General features: G+C 65.3%; 10 protein-coding genes. 9 read left to right on the forward strand and 1 reads right to left on the reverse strand.

Annotation, left to right across the window (positions count from 1 at the left end; genetic code table 11):
- Positions 1–18: 18 nt before the first annotated feature.
- The 7 genes from ACQPYR_RS29445 to ACQPYR_RS29475 all read left to right on the forward strand — a co-directional run bounded on the left by ACQPYR_RS29445 (position 19) and on the right by ACQPYR_RS29475 (position 8,785).
- Positions 19–762 (forward strand): SDR family NAD(P)-dependent oxidoreductase, encoded by a 744-nt coding sequence (locus tag ACQPYR_RS29445; protein WP_433622184.1) that lies wholly within the window; start codon positions 19–21, stop codon positions 760–762.
- Positions 763–1,028: 266 nt separating this feature from the next.
- On the forward strand, positions 1,029–2,282 hold the full coding sequence (locus tag ACQPYR_RS29450) for an LLM class flavin-dependent oxidoreductase (RefSeq protein WP_433622185.1): 1,254 nt from the start codon (positions 1,029–1,031) through the stop codon (positions 2,280–2,282).
- Between the two features lie 37 nt (positions 2,283–2,319).
- Complete coding sequence (locus tag ACQPYR_RS29455) at positions 2,320–3,180, forward strand: SMP-30/gluconolactonase/LRE family protein (RefSeq protein ID WP_433622186.1); 861 nt, start codon at positions 2,320–2,322, stop codon at positions 3,178–3,180.
- Complete coding sequence (locus ACQPYR_RS29460; protein ID WP_433622187.1) at positions 3,180–3,965, forward strand: SDR family NAD(P)-dependent oxidoreductase; 786 nt, start codon at positions 3,180–3,182, stop codon at positions 3,963–3,965. The genes ACQPYR_RS29455 and ACQPYR_RS29460 overlap by 1 nt, the downstream gene beginning before the upstream one ends.
- Positions 3,966–4,275: 310 nt before the next feature.
- On the forward strand, positions 4,276–5,484 hold the full coding sequence (locus ACQPYR_RS29465) for an acetyl-CoA C-acetyltransferase (RefSeq protein WP_433622188.1): 1,209 nt from the start codon (positions 4,276–4,278) through the stop codon (positions 5,482–5,484).
- Between the two features lies 1 nt (position 5,485).
- On the forward strand, positions 5,486–7,636 hold the full coding sequence (locus ACQPYR_RS29470; RefSeq protein ID WP_433622189.1) for a 3-hydroxyacyl-CoA dehydrogenase NAD-binding domain-containing protein: 2,151 nt from the start codon (positions 5,486–5,488) through the stop codon (positions 7,634–7,636).
- A 6-nt stretch (positions 7,637–7,642) separates the two neighbouring features.
- Complete coding sequence (locus ACQPYR_RS29475) at positions 7,643–8,785, forward strand: acyl-CoA dehydrogenase family protein (RefSeq protein ID WP_433622190.1); 1,143 nt, start codon at positions 7,643–7,645, stop codon at positions 8,783–8,785.
- A gap of 1,149 nt (positions 8,786–9,934) precedes the next feature.
- On the opposite strand, the gene ACQPYR_RS29480 is transcribed toward ACQPYR_RS29475, so the two are convergent.
- Positions 9,935–11,419, reverse strand: a complete 1,485-nt coding sequence (locus ACQPYR_RS29480) for a hypothetical protein (protein ID WP_433622191.1) — start codon at positions 11,417–11,419, stop codon at positions 9,935–9,937.
- Positions 11,420–11,547: 128 nt separating this feature from the next.
- Between ACQPYR_RS29480 and ACQPYR_RS29485 the strand changes: the two genes are divergently transcribed.
- Together ACQPYR_RS29485 and ACQPYR_RS29490 are read left to right on the forward strand one after the other, a co-directional pair.
- Positions 11,548–12,315: an enoyl-CoA hydratase/isomerase family protein gene (locus ACQPYR_RS29485; RefSeq protein WP_433622192.1), complete on the forward strand. Its 768-nt coding sequence runs from the start codon at positions 11,548–11,550 to the stop codon at positions 12,313–12,315.
- 370 nt (positions 12,316–12,685) lie between these two features.
- Entirely contained in the window at positions 12,686–14,260 is a 1,575-nt protein-coding gene (locus ACQPYR_RS29490; RefSeq protein ID WP_433622193.1) for an ISL3 family transposase, read from the forward strand.
- Positions 14,261–14,406 lie beyond the last annotated feature (146 nt).

A 14,406-nucleotide genomic window follows, 5' to 3' on the forward strand; every position in this document is an offset into this window, starting at 1 on the left:
AGTGAGTGGAGGTGTTCGTTGAACCGTTTTGACGACAAGGTGGTCCTGGTGACCGGCGGAGCTCGAGGGCTCGGCGCGGCCACCGTCGAGTTGTTTGCGCGTGAGGGTGCGCGAGTGGTCGCGGGCGATCTCGTGCTAGGTGCGGCCCTGCCGGGATCCGCACGCTCGGTCACGCTCGATGTTGCTTCGGAGTCCTCCTGGGAGGCCGTCATGGCCGACATCGAGCGCCGTGAGGGACCTGTTGATGTCCTCGTCAACAACGCCGGGATTGTCCGGCCCCGATGCATCGCGGACGCGTCCCTGGCCGAGTACCAGCAGGTGCTGAACATCAACGAGACGGGCACCTTCCTTGGCTTGCGTGCCGCCTTTGCACACATGAGCAAGAAAGGGAAGGGGGCAATAGTCAACGTTTCGTCCGTCGACGGCATTCGTGGTTCGAACGCCTCGGTCGCCTACTGCGCCACCAAGCACGCGATCATCGGCATGAGCCGGGTCGCGGCATTGGAGGGCGCCGCGAAGGGGATCCGGGTCAACAGTGTCTGTCCTGGGTCAATGATCACCCCGATGTTGGAAGGCGTGGACGCCAGCGCGTACGGCGAGCTCGATGTCGAGGCGATTCTGGCGAGCATCCCGCTCGCCCGTCCGGCACGGCCTGAGGAGGTCGCCGAGGCGATCCTCTTCCTTGCCTCCGACCAGGCTTCCTACATCACCGGCACGGAGATCGTGGTCGACGGTGGCTGGACGACGGGTCACGGCGTTTGAGCAACCCCAACTTATCGATTTGCTATTTCATGATGCGAAAAGAAGTGCAGGTCGAGCAACGTAATGCCTATTGAGAACGACCACGGTCCGCTGACCGGAGAACTGCCCGCTCGATCCCGCCCAAATGGGTTGCAGCGGATTAACATAGTGACAAGGAGTCTTGCTTCATGATCGAACTGGCTGTTCTGAACAACGGTTACACAGATCTCCCCGCCTACAAGAACGCGGACGGGCGCACCCTGCCGAAGGGGACCTTGGACGACTCGATGGCGGCCATGCAGCGCCAGGTCCTGGCTCAGTACGAACAGGGTGTGCTGGCCGACCGCCTGGGGTTCGACTACTACTTCCTGACCGAGCACCACTTCCAGCCGGAGGGCGCCGAGTTCAGCCCGAACCCATTGATGCTCCAGGCAGCCCTGGCCGTGAACACGAGGCGGATCCGCCTCGGGCAGATGGCGAACATCCTTCCGTGGCACCACCCAGTGCGGATCGCCGAGCAGGCCGCCACCCTCGACATCCTCAGCGGTGGCCGGCTGGAGTTCGGGATCGGTCGTGGCTACCAGGCCCGCGAGGCCGAGGTTCTCGGTCGTCCCTACGGTGCGGGCATCCAGGATCAGGAGGCCAATCGGGCGATGTTCGAGGAAGCCTACGAGATCGTTCTCAAATGCTTCACCGAGAAGTCGTTGTCCCACCGCGGCGAGTTCTTCAGCATCCCGCCGTCCTATCTGACCTGGCATCACGCCCAGACCATCGCCTATTTCAGCCAAGAGGGTGTGGGTCGCACCGTCGACCAAGTCCTCAACCTCGGCGTGGAGACCGGTGGCCCCGGCGTGCAGAGCGGCAGCACGACCCTTCGCGAGATCACCGTCGCTCCGCAGCCCCTGCAGAAGCCGTACCCGCAAATGTGGATGCCGATGACGAGCAAGCGGTCGGCACAGTGGGCGGCCGCGCACGGCGTCAACGGGATCTACGCGGCGGCTCCCACGCGTAGCCTCCAGAAAGAAATCGACACCTATTTCGATGCCGCGGAGAAGGCTGGCTGGGTCGACCGCTTCGGCGACGGGAAGCCGCTCAAGCGCGGCTGGGATGCAGAGCGCAAGCGGGGCGTGGCTGCGGTGCGCATGGTGCACACCGTCCACGGTGAGTTGGGCAACGCGGAGCGCTACCACCAGGGCGCGAACCTGTACTTCAACTACATGCAGCCGTTCGGGTTCCTGGGCGCCATCCTGACCGGGATCGACGACGCTGCGGTGCCCTCCGGCGAGGACCTGGCGGACGCGGGGCTCCAGCTGGTCGGCAGTCCAGACCTCATCCTCGACTCCATCGACCGGATGAAGACCGCGGGTGGCTTCGAGGACCTGTTCATCGTCCTGAACTTCGACGCCCACTCGCTGTCGAACCAGGAGGTCATGGACCAGATGCAGTTCTTCGCCGAAGACATCATGCCGGTGCTCCACAAGGAGTACGGACGCAAGCCCCAGGATGAGCCTGCCCTCACGCCGCCGCCCCTGTCCATCTGAACAAGACCGAATCCGGTCACCTCACTGAGGAGTTTCTGTGCCGAAAAAGTTTGAGCCGACGGTGGTGCTCGACGGGTTGATCTTCCCGGAGGGTCCGCGGTGGCACGACGACAAGCTGTGGTTCGCCGACATCCATGCCCACAAGGTCTACACGTGGGTGCCCGGTGGGTCGCCAGAGACCGTTGCGGACCTGCCGAATTGGCCGTCTGGGATCGGGTTCAGCGAGGACGGCGAGATGATCGTCTCGTCGATGAGGGACGGAATCGTCTACAAGCTGGTCGACGGTAACCTCGAGGTACTCGCCGACCTGTCCGGCCACGGCGCAGGCACCGGCAAGGTCAACACCATCCTCAACGACCTGACCACCGACGGCCGTGGTAACACCTACGTCGATATCTACGGGATCGACGGCGATGCCGACAACGGTGGCATCGCGCTGGTGCGGCCAGACGGTAAAGCCGAGATCGTCGCTGACGGGCTCGCCTTCCCCAACACGGTCGTGGTCACGCCGGACTACAAGACCCTCATGGTCTCTGAGACGAGCTCTGATGTGATCACGGCCTACGACCTGGACGAGGATGGGCGGCTGAGCAACAAGCGGCTGTGGGCGCGCATCCCCGGCGCCACGCCGGACGGGATGTGTCTGGACGCCGAGGGCGCCTTGTGGGTCGGATCGGCGTTCACCGATCACTTCTACCGCGTCAAGGAGGGTGGCGAAATCCTGACGAAGATCCACATGCCCGGCAAGTTCACCCTCGCGCCGGTGCTGGGCGGGCCGAACGGAACGACCCTCTACCTGATGACCTGTATCTCGACAATCCCCCAGCTCGAGCAGGGCATCGGAGACGGCTTCATCGAGAGCGTCGAGGTGGATGTGCCCGGCGCCGGGTGGCCGTGATGGACGCCAAGGTGCTCGACGGCCGGGTAGCGGTTGTCACCGGTGCAGGGTCCGGGATCGGGCGGGCGGCGTGTGAGCTCTTCGCCCGCGAAGGCGCGCACGTGATCGCGACCGACGTCAACAAGGCCAGCGCTGAGGAGACGTGCGACCTCATCATCCAAGCGGGCGGCAGTGCCGAAGCGCGTGCGGTCGACGTCGCCGACGTCGAACAGATCGTCGCGCTGGCCGACTACATCGAGCGCGAGCACGGCATCCTCCACGTCCTGTTCAGCAATGCGGGAGTCGCCGGTCCGGCTGGCCTGGACATCACGCCAGAGGAGTACGACCACACCGAGGCGGTCAACGTCCGGGGCGCGTTCTTCATCACCGGGAAGATGATCCCGCTCCTGCGTCGAGCGGCGCCGCATGCCTCGATCGTCTACACCAGCTCGGTCTCTGGTCTGATCGGCTCACCCTCCGGGCCTGCCTACGGCGTATCGAAGGGCGGCATCCAGATCCTGACTCGGTCCGTGGCGAAGATCCATGGGCCGGAGGGGATCAGAGCGAATGCGATCTGTCCTGGCTTCGTGGTTACCGGCATGACGCCGATCGTCGCCGACCCTGGACGGGCGGGGGTCACTGACGAGGAGTTCGAGAACTTCACGCAGCGCGCCATCGAGACCTATCCACTGCGGCGGGTCGGGACGGTCATGGAGATGGCGCAAGTGGCGCTGTTCCTCGCCTCCGACCAGTCCAGCTTCGTGACCGGTGTCAGCATCCCGGTCGATGGCGGCATGCTGGCGTGACGTCGGCCGGGAGCCCCGAAGCGGTCACTCCCATGTGTACCTCGCGAGCGAGGACAGTTCGGTCACAGACGAGGTCTTTTCGGCGATCGGCGGCCGTTTTGCGCGAGCGTTCACCGGGTTGTGTGACAGATGGTTCGGCGGCAGCCCAATCCCGCAGCAGTCGAGGACATCGCGGAAAACCTCGAGACGACCAAGTCCACCGCGACGTACTCGATTCACAAGAGCAATGACGAAGAGCTGACGATGGTCGAACCCACGATCAAACCTGCTGTTGCGACGTCGAGCTCTCAGTCAGAGAAAGGACGTTGATATGGAGAGCGTCTACCTTTACGACGCGGTGCGTACACCCCGTGGCAAGGGCCGGGGCGGAGCACTGCACGGGGTCAAGCCGATCTCGCTGCTGGTCGGGCTTCTCGGCTCGCTGCGCGAACGCAACTCGTCCCTTGATCCCGCAGTAATCGAGGACTTCGTGTGCGGATGCGTCGCGCCGCTGGGTGACCAGGGAGCGGTGATCCCGCGGGTGGCCCTGCTCGCCGCCGGCTATCCAGAGACGGTTGCCGGCGTCCAGCTCAACCGCTTTTGCGCCTCCGGTCTCGAGGCTGTGAACATCGCAGCCCAGAAGATCGCGTCCGGCTGGGAGTCCGCGGTCCTGGCCGGGGGGGTCGAGAGCATGTCGAGGGTCCCGATGGGATCCGACGGCGGCGCCTGGGCCAATGACCCGGAGACGAGCTTCGCGACCGGATTCGTGCCGCAGGGCATCGGCGCGGACCTGATCGCGACGCTGGAAGGCCTCCGTAGGGAGGACGTCGACCGTTTCGCGGTGGAGTCGCAGGCGAAGGCGGCCAAGGCGTGGGCTGATGGGCGGTTCGCCAAGTCGGTTGTGCCGGTTCGGGACGCCTCGGGGGTCACTGTCCTCGACCACGACGAGCACATGCGGCCGGGTACGACTCTCGAGACTCTCGCCAAGCTGAAACCCGCCTTCGCCGAGTCCGGGAAGCGTGACGGTTTCGACGCGGTGGCGCTGCAGAAGTACCACTGGGTCTCCGAGATTGAGCACGTCCACACCGGAGGCAACTCCTCGGGCATCGTGGACGGCGCGGCGGTGCTGCTGCTCGGCAACGCGCGGTTCGGCGCCGAGCAGCAGCTGACGCCTCGCGCGCGGATCCTGTCGACTGCTGTGGTCGGCTCCGAGCCGACGATCATGCTCACCGGTCCGGCACCAGCCAGTCGGAAGGCGCTTGCCGCCGCCGACCTGACCGTTGACGACATCGACCTGTTTGAGGTCAACGAGGCCTTTTCGTCGGTCGTGCTGCGCTTCATGAAGGACCTGGACGTCCCGCAGGAGAAGGTGAACGTGAACGGTGGGGCCATCGCGATGGGGCACCCGTTGGGTGCGACCGGCGCGATGTTGATCTCGACCGTCGTAGACGAGCTCGAGCGTCGTGATCAGCGCAGGGGGCTGGTGACCTTGTGCGTGGGGGCCGGTATGGGTATCGCGACGATCGTTGAGAGGGTCTGAGATGGATTCAAGTGGGAGCGCAGTTACCTGGGACGACCAGGATGGTGTCGTCACGCTGACGTTCGACCATCCGGGCAAGTCGGTGAACGTCGTCGACCAGCTCTACCTCGACTCGGTGAGTGCGGCACTTTCACGGCTGCGCAGCCAGAGGAACCAGCTGGCCGGTGTGATCGTTACCTCTGCGAAGAAGACATTCCTGGCGGGCGCTGACCTCCGTATGCTCGCTGCGAAACAGCCCGGGGACGCCGAGGACGTCACGGCCTTCACCACGCAGGTCAAGGCGCAGTTGCGCGAGTTGGAAACCCTCGGCGTCCCGGTCGTCGCGGCGATCAACGGCAGCGCACTCGGAGGTGGATACGAACTGGCGCTCGCATGCCACCACCGAATTGCGGTCGCGGCGCCTGGCCTGCGCGTTGGGCTCCCGGAGGCCACCCTTGGGCTGCTTCCGGGCGGTGGCGGCCTGGTGCGAACCGTCCGCCTGCTCGGCCTGGACCGGGCGCTCGACGACGTCCTGCTCACTGGCCGGACCTACGATGTCGAACGTGCCCTGGAGCTCGGCCTGATCGACGCGACGGTCGAGTCCGTCGACGACCTGTCGGCGGCTGCTCACGAGTGGATCCGGACCCATCCTGCGGCCGTGCAGCCGTGGGATGAGTCGGCCGCTCTCCCCGGGGGTGACGTGAACGACCCACGGATCGCCGCCTCACTGCCGGCTCGGATTTCTACACTGCGGGCCCGGCACAAGGGATCTCCCGCGCCCGCTCCAGAGGCGATCCTCAGCGCTGCCGTTGAGAGCATCCAGGTCGACGTCGACACGGCGTTCGCGATCGAGACCCGCTACTTCGTCCGGCTGGTCACGGGCCAGGTGGCCAAGAACATCATTCAGGGCACCTTCTTCGACCGGCAGGCCGTCAACTCGGGGTCCGGCCGACCGACGGACTTCCCACGCCACGAGGCCCGGGAGATCGCCGTGTTGGGCGCCGGCCTTATGGGCGCTGGCATCGCCCTGACTGCGGCGCTCTCAGGGGCCCTGGTCCGGCTCAAAGACGTCGACCAGGCGGCGGGTGAGCGCGGGAGGGAGTATGCCCAGCGCTACCTGAACCGTCAGGTCGCCTCGGGCGGACGCACCCGAGCCGACGCTGATGCGGTGCTCGACCGGATCAGCGTCGTGACGGATCCGACAGACCTCACCACGGCTGATCTGGTCATCGAGGCGGTCTTCGAGGACCCGAACCTGAAGGCGCGCGTGATCCGCGAGGTAGCCGACGTGGTCAGCGCGGACGCGATCCTCGCTTCGAACACATCGACGCTGCCGATTTCCGCCCTGGGCAGTGCCGTCGGCCAGGAGGAGCGGCTGGTGGGTATGCACTTCTTCTCGCCGGTGGAGCGAATGGACCTCCTCGAGATCGTCGTCGGCGAGCGGACAAGTGAGCAGACGGTCGCCCGGGCATTCGACGTCGCACGTCAGCTCGGTAAGACCCCGATCGTCGTCAATGACGGTCGTGGCTTCTTTACTAGCCGCGTCATCATCCAGCGCCTGCTCGAGGCGGCCGCGATGCTGGCCGAGGGAATCTCGCCGAGCTCGATCGAACAGGCATCGATGCAGGCGGGCTATCCGCTCGGCACGCTCGCGCTCAACGACGAGACCTCGATCTCACTGCCGAACACGATCTACACGCAGTTCCGTGACGAAGCGTTGCGTGCCGGGGCAGCCTGGGTGGATCATCCGGGCGGCGCGGCCCTGGCGGCCATGGTGGCCGCGGGACGCACGGGACGTGCCGCCGGTGGCGGATACTACGAGTACCTCGAAGGGCGCCGGGCCGGGTTCTGGCCAGCCCTCGCGGAGATGTTCGGCCCGTTCCGTCCGGCCGAAGATATCGGGGACCTGGTCGACCGACTGCTATTCGCCGAGGCCCTGGAAACCGCGCGTTGCCTCGAGTCCGGCGTGCTCCGCTCCACTGCGGACGCGAACGTTGGCTCGATTCTCGGCATCGGCTACCCGGTGTGGACGGGCGGGGCCGCCCAGTTCGTCGCCGGCTACCCAGGCGGTCAGGCAGCGTTCGTCGCGCGAGCAACTCAGCTGGCGCGCACATACGGCCAACGGTTCGAACCGCCGGCGGGGCTTCTCGAGTCCCCCAGCACGTCGCGGTAGGCGCCGATGCGTAGGACGCTCTATACAGAAGAGCACGAGGTGTTCCGAACTGCCTTCCGCTCGTTCGTCGATCGTCAGGCGGTACCGTACGTCGACCATTGGGAGAACGCCGGCACCCCCGACCGGGCGTTCATCGAGAAGGCGGCCAAGGCAGGCTTCCTCGGCTTCGAATTCCCCGCTGCGTACGGCGGCCTCGACGTCGCGGACTTCCGGTACAACACCGTGGTCGCCGAGGAAGTCGTTGCCTCCGGCATGGCCGGCGATACATTCAGCATGCAGAACGACATCGCACTGCCCTACCTGCTGACCCTGACCACCGACGAGCAGAAGCAGAGGTGGCTGCCTCGCTTCACCCAGGGCCAGCTCGTGACGGCCATCGCCATGACCGAGCCGGGAGCCGGATCGGACCTGCGATCCATCCGGACCACCGCTCGTCCAACTGGAGACGAGCTGGTGATCAACGGCTCCAAGACGTTCATCACCAGCGGCTCCACGTGCGACCTAGTCCTCGCCCTGGTCACCTCCGAGGTGGGAGGCGGCGAGTTAAGCGTGGTCGCCGTCGAGAACGGTACACCCGGCTTCGAGCGCGGCCGACCGATGAAGAAGATCGGACGCAAGGGTCAGGACACGGCGGAGCTGTTCTTTTCCGAGTGCCGCGTCCCGATCACCAACGTCGTCGGACAGCTGGGTCGGGGGCTCGCTCACATTGTGGCGAACCTCCCCCGCGAGCGACTGTCGATCGCGGTACAGGCCGTCGCATCGGCGCAGCGTGCGCTGACGATGGCCGCAGAGTACGCGCAGCAGCGGGAGGTGTTCGGGGCACCATTGGGGTCGATGCAGTCGGTGCGAATGGCCATCGGGGAAATACACACCGAGGTAACTGCACTTCAGGAGTACCTCGACCGTTGTGTCCTAGCGCTAAATGCCGGCGACTTCAGTCCCGCGGAGGGCGCTGGCGCAAAATTCCTCGCGACCGAGCTGCAGTGGAAGGTCCTCGACCGGACGATGCAGATGTTCGGTGGTTACGGCTACATGGAAGAGTCCGAGATCGCCCGCATGTGGCGCGACGCCCGAGTCCAGCGTATCTACGGTGGAGCCAACGAACTGCTGCTGGACTCGATCGGTAAAGCCGTGCTGGGCGGACGCTGAATGCGAGCCAAGTCGTCGAGCCGGTGGATCCGGCCAGCTGGCTAGCGATTTTTGCGAGTTGTGGGAACATCCAGGCGGGGCTTCCGGTCGCTCGGCCGCTGCATTGGCGGAATGAGCTATCGGGAGCCCTTTGATTCTGCTAACTGTCAAGGCGCGGCAGGATTTTCAGGTTCAGAAGCTGGATCGCCGAATGGAATGCGGTCGGACGAGGCGGAGTCGATGTTCGTCGTTTCTGCGTGTGCTGTGCCGCGTTTGAGGCGAGAGGATCGGCTGTTCTCGTGCTGTTCGCGATCCAACCTCGGTTGGTGGACCGCCTCCTAGCGCCGAAACCTGCCATTGCTGACGCGCCGCTACGATGACCACGCCTCCAGGGGTTCTCACTCTTGAGCACACAGCGCCGGGTGGATTCGAGGTTGCCGCGGTCGGCGTTTGTCCCCACGCTGGCGACAATTACGGCAAAGACGAGCCGATGCATCGCATCGCGCTGGAACGAACTTCCCGACGAAGCCACACGTTCACCGACGCTTTCGTGAACCTGGTGCGGACGGCGTCGCGGCTACCGCTGTCTACAACCCACCGGCGTGAATGTTGGCAATCGTGTCACGCAGGTCACTCTCTCCGGGCACCTCGCCCTGTCGCGGTCGGCACCGGACTCCGCGCCCATGGCACGGCCTGACCCGGGCGGTCAGCGGTGAAGGTCGCGGGCACACCAGCCCGTCACCGCGCCGAGCAAAATACCGAGAGCAAACGTCAACAAAACATCAATCATCCTGGGGATCACTGCCTTTCGGGTCGACACCCCCGAGAGTTGTCCGATACCAATCCTGTTCGTGGCCAATCGACGGCTACAGCTGTCTATGCCACGGCACCTTTACGATTCCGCTATTGACGCGCCCTCATCGGCGCACGCCTACGAGAAGCCGCCGGAATGTCTTTGGCCGATCTCGCACCGCGTCCCCTACCGCCAAGCCGCACTCGGGATTCTTCGAAACTGGAAGCAGCACACCGACTCCTGAGGTCACACCCTGCGAGGAAGTGGCAGTCGGTTCCATCTCGAAGATGCTGCTCGTCGAAATTACCTGTGGCGTTTTGCTAAATCGACGTGAACGTAGACGGTTGCAACAACGCAATCGAGCCGCGATTGTGGCTTCACAGCCGGGCGCGACCTCTGTCAACCCGCAGGGACTGTCCCACCCAATCCGACTCCAAGAACGCCGCAAGCACGTTGTCCTCGGTCGAGCTGACAATTGTCCCCTCACCGTCGCCGGTGCGGACCAGCGCGAATGCTCGTGCCGGTTCGTTGCGCTCGAACAGGACGGTCACTCCCTCGATCTCGGCGGGGCCGGAATACTGCAGCACGCTACTACGCCGCCTCACCGCTATGCCCGCCCGCGGGGTCAGGTCCAACGCCTGGAACGGTGACTGGGGCCGGTCCCTGGCGAACGAAACCGCACCCTGCTTGGTCAGGTAGCCGGAGTTGGCCGTGACGAAGGCGTTGGACCCAGCGCCCTCCTGGATGAGCTCGACCGCGCGCGCGAAGGCTTGAATTGCGGCGTGGTTGAACCCCCCGCCACCGAACGACATCCCTCCGGTGACGCTGGGCACGCGATCGGCCGAGATCCCGAATGCGTCGCACTGTAAATCGAGGGCGACCGGGAAGCAGTTGTAGAGGTCGAGCAGGTCGTAGCTGGCCACCGGGCGGCCAGCGGCCTTTTCTACCGCCTCGGACATCAGGACCCACTGATCGTTGCGACTCGGGTCGGCTCGGTTCGCCAGCGGTACGACGTGGGAACAGCCGACCCCGACCTCGGGGTAGACCCACCGATCCTCGGGTACGCCGAGGCGCTTGGCCTCGGCCTCTGTGCAGATCAGCAACGCCGCCGCCTGGTCCAGGTACATCTGCGTCACGGTCTTCACCGAGTACGGGTAGGCCAGCATTCGGTTGCCCGGCCTGCTGGTGTCGAGGAGTTCGTCGGCCGACCACAGTGATCGCTCCCACGCAGCGGGGTTCGCGACCGCGACCCGGCTGAGCTGCTCGTAGCGTCGTGCGATCGCCTGGCGGTGCGCGGTCATCTCGATGCCGAGCCGATGCCGACGGGCGCTGTCCACCAAGACGTACTGCAGGTACGGCTCCCGGATGCCCCAAGACTCCTCCTCGTTGCCCACGAACGGGCTTGGGGCGGCCTGGACAACGTCTGGCACCTCACCGACCTGGACCGTCTCGAGTGCCCGCATGTTCGCCTTGCGTGCCTGACGGCGCCGATCCAGAGCTTCGCCTCCGATCACGACGGCCGACTCGACACGTCCCTCAGCGACCGCTTGGATCCCAGCGATCAGCGTGTCGCTCTGCAGGATGCCGACCTCAGAGACGAGGGTCGAGCTCCGCTCTGCGCCAATCGCTCGCGCGACCAGGCGGCCCGCGTCGCTGTACTTCCAGGTACCCCGCGGGACGGCGACCAAGCCGACCTGCGGTAACAGCTGCTCGGCGTGGTGACCAGCCGCTGCGACGCACGCAGCCGCCATGAGACCGGCGGCGTCCAGGGTGCTGTCGAGCGACGAGTCACAGTGCTGGACTACCCCAGCCGCTCCGACCACGACGGGCTGACGTCCCGCACCAGCACTGCGATTGACCATGTCGAACGCTTCACCTCTCAGCAACTTTCTGCCACGCATCGAGAGGCAGTATCGTATCGGCAATCGCTAGCGTATCGCTAATCTAAGCTGTCACACAAACACCGCCGATCGAAGGAGTGCTGCCTGCGATGCCCGATCTAGAGACGGTCCTTACCGAGACGCACGCGCGCACCCGCCTGGTGCGAGTGAACCGACCGTCCCGGGCAAACGCGCTGGACCCGGCAACTGACGAAGCGCTGCGGCGCGCACTTGTGGCCGCCGACGAAGACCCACGGGTCGAGGCGATCGCGCTTACCGGCATCGGGCGACACTTCTGTGCGGGGGCCGACCTGGACTCCGTCGTGGCCACCCAAGACGGCAGCCGGGATTGGAGCTCCGGCGGCGGGCTCACCGGCATTGACGGCGGGAGGTGGACACCGCGCAAGCTGTCCATCGCGCTCGTCAACGGAGCGGCGGTCGGTGCCGGCGCGGAGCTCGCGCTGGCCTGCGACTTTCTGATCATGAGCTCGACCGGCTACCTTGCGTTCCCCGAAGCAACCGCGGGCGTGGTCGGAGGTGCCGTAGTTGGGCAGCGTCTGGTGCGCCAGCTTCCCTTCCGCATTGCGCTCGAGATCGTGGTCACTGGCCGCCGACTGACCAGCGACGAGGCGCTGCGCTGGGGGCTCGCGAACGCGGTCACCGAACCCGACGATCTCCTCGAGGTCGGGCTGGGACTGGCCGCGAAGCTGACCAAGCCTGAGTCTGCGGAAGCGATCCGTGCCACCGCTCGGGCTCTCGGCCACGACGCCGAGTCGACCATCGGTGATGCTCTCGGTCGGTGCTACCCGGATGTCGAGGCATATGTGCAGAGCCCCCGAATGCAAGCGGCAGTGGCCCGACTGGCCTCACGCGACTAAGTCTGCGGCGGCGTCTGCTGGGCGTTTGTAGCACCCCATAGCCGCCGACGTCACGGTGAACCGCCATATCGCCGACGCAGGCACGCTGTTTCCATGAGCGAAGTGGTGAAACTCAACGCGGTTTGGACTCCCATCAGCCGCCGCCACATCGCTGTCGGTCAGTAATCCTGGGCTGGTCCCAGGCCGTGTTCTGGGGTCGAGTCGGTGAGCTGTGTCAACGTCGGTCGAATCTTGGATCTGGCACGGTTTGCGTGATTGACCGGTCCTGGATTGCCAACGGGCGCTTGATGATCGATCATGTCGTCAGTGTTCTGATCTTGGACCGATCGAGGTCCTGTTCCCGCACCTGGATGGGCTGCAGTTCGACGGCATGACCGCGGTCGGGCTTCGAGTGAACCTCGATGCGAGGACTCGCGACGAGGAGGCTGTCTGTCCGGGCTGCGGAACGTTATCCCGCCGGGTCCATAGCCGTTATCGGCGGCGGTTGTCCGACACCGCGATCACCGGCCGTGAGGTAGTGATCCGGTTGCTGGTGAGGCGGTTGTTCTGTGACAACTCCGATTGCGACAGAAGGACTTTCGCCGAGCAAGTCCCAGGGTTAGCGGCGCGGTACGCTCGGCGCACGAGCATCCTGCAACGGCTGCTGTGTGCGGTCGCGCTGGCCTTGGGTGGTCGTCCGGGGGCTCGGATGACCCGGCATCTGGCGTCCACGGTCAGCCGGATGACGTTGTTGCGGCAGATCCGGGCACTGCCCGATCCGGACCGGGCGACTCCACGGGTGCTCGGTGTCGACGATTTCGCGCTGCGTCGCGGGCATCATTACGGATCGATTCTGATCGACATCGAGACCCGGCGTCCGGTCGATGTGCTCGAAGACCGCCGTGCCGAAACCCTCGCAGCCTGGCTGCGAGCCCATCCCGGCGTCGAGATCGTCTGCCGGGACCGCGCTGGCGCCTATGCCGAAGGCATCGCCGCCGGAGCACCCCACGCATTGCAGGTCGCAGACCGCTGGCACATCTGGCACAACCTCGGCGAAGCGGTCGAACGCGTCGTGGCCCGGCACCGCGACTGTCTGGTTGCTGTCGCCGAACAGGCGATGGCCGATGCAGAGTCAGCCAGCGAACTGGACATCGCGGCCCAACAGGAAATCCCAGTAACCGGCGCGAGGACCGAGTCGCCGGCGGACAGGACCGACAAGTGGGCTATGCGGGCGCGCGAACGTTATGCCGCGGTCCACGCCCTACTCGACGACGGCGTGAGCATCCTGGCGATCGGCGCCCGGCTCGGTCTTGCCCGCGGAACCGTTCGGCGCTTCGCCCGGGCGGCCAGTGTCGAGGAGTTACTGGTCAACAACGGCACCGGGCAGCGGCCGAGCCTGTTGGAGGAGTTCAAGCCTTACCTGCATCAGCGATGGAACGAGGGCTGCACCAACGCCACCGAGCTCTTCCACGAGATCAAAGCCCGCGGCTACCAAGGTGGAGCCAAGATCATCATGAACTATCTACAGCCATTCCGCACGACCGGCCACGTCCCCCGCTCAGTCCGCAAACCACCCTCGGTTCGCCGGGCCGTCACCTGGATCATGACCGACCCCGCCAACCTCGAGCCCGACGATCGTCAACGGCTCGAGGCGATCTTGGCCGCGAGCCCCGAACTCACCAGCTTGGTCGGTCACGTCCGTGCTTTCGCCACGCTCATGCGCCAGCTCCGCGGCCGTGAACTCGAACAGTGGATGAAAGCCGTCGACACCGACGACTTCCCGGCCCTGCACTCGTTCGTCCGAGGCCTGCGCCGCGACCTCGATGCGGTCACCGCCGGTCTGACGCTGCCCTGGAGTAGTGGACCGGTCGAAGGGCACGTCAATCGCATCAAGATGATCAAACGCCAGATGTTCGGGCGAGCGAAACCGGACCTCCTCCGAAAGCGAATCCTGTTGAGCGACTAACCAATCCAGCTGGCCGAATCACGAAATTTGTGCCTGATCCAGTATTCAGCCGGACGCGACAAGCTGCATCCCGATCGCCGCGGCCATGAACACCGAGTGCGGCTACGGGTATCCGGTGCCGCCGAAGTATGAGAAGCGCAACGAGT

This window comes from Nocardia sp. CA-120079 (assembly GCF_050955745.1).
In the GTDB taxonomy this organism is placed as follows: domain Bacteria; phylum Actinomycetota; class Actinomycetes; order Mycobacteriales; family Mycobacteriaceae; genus Nocardia.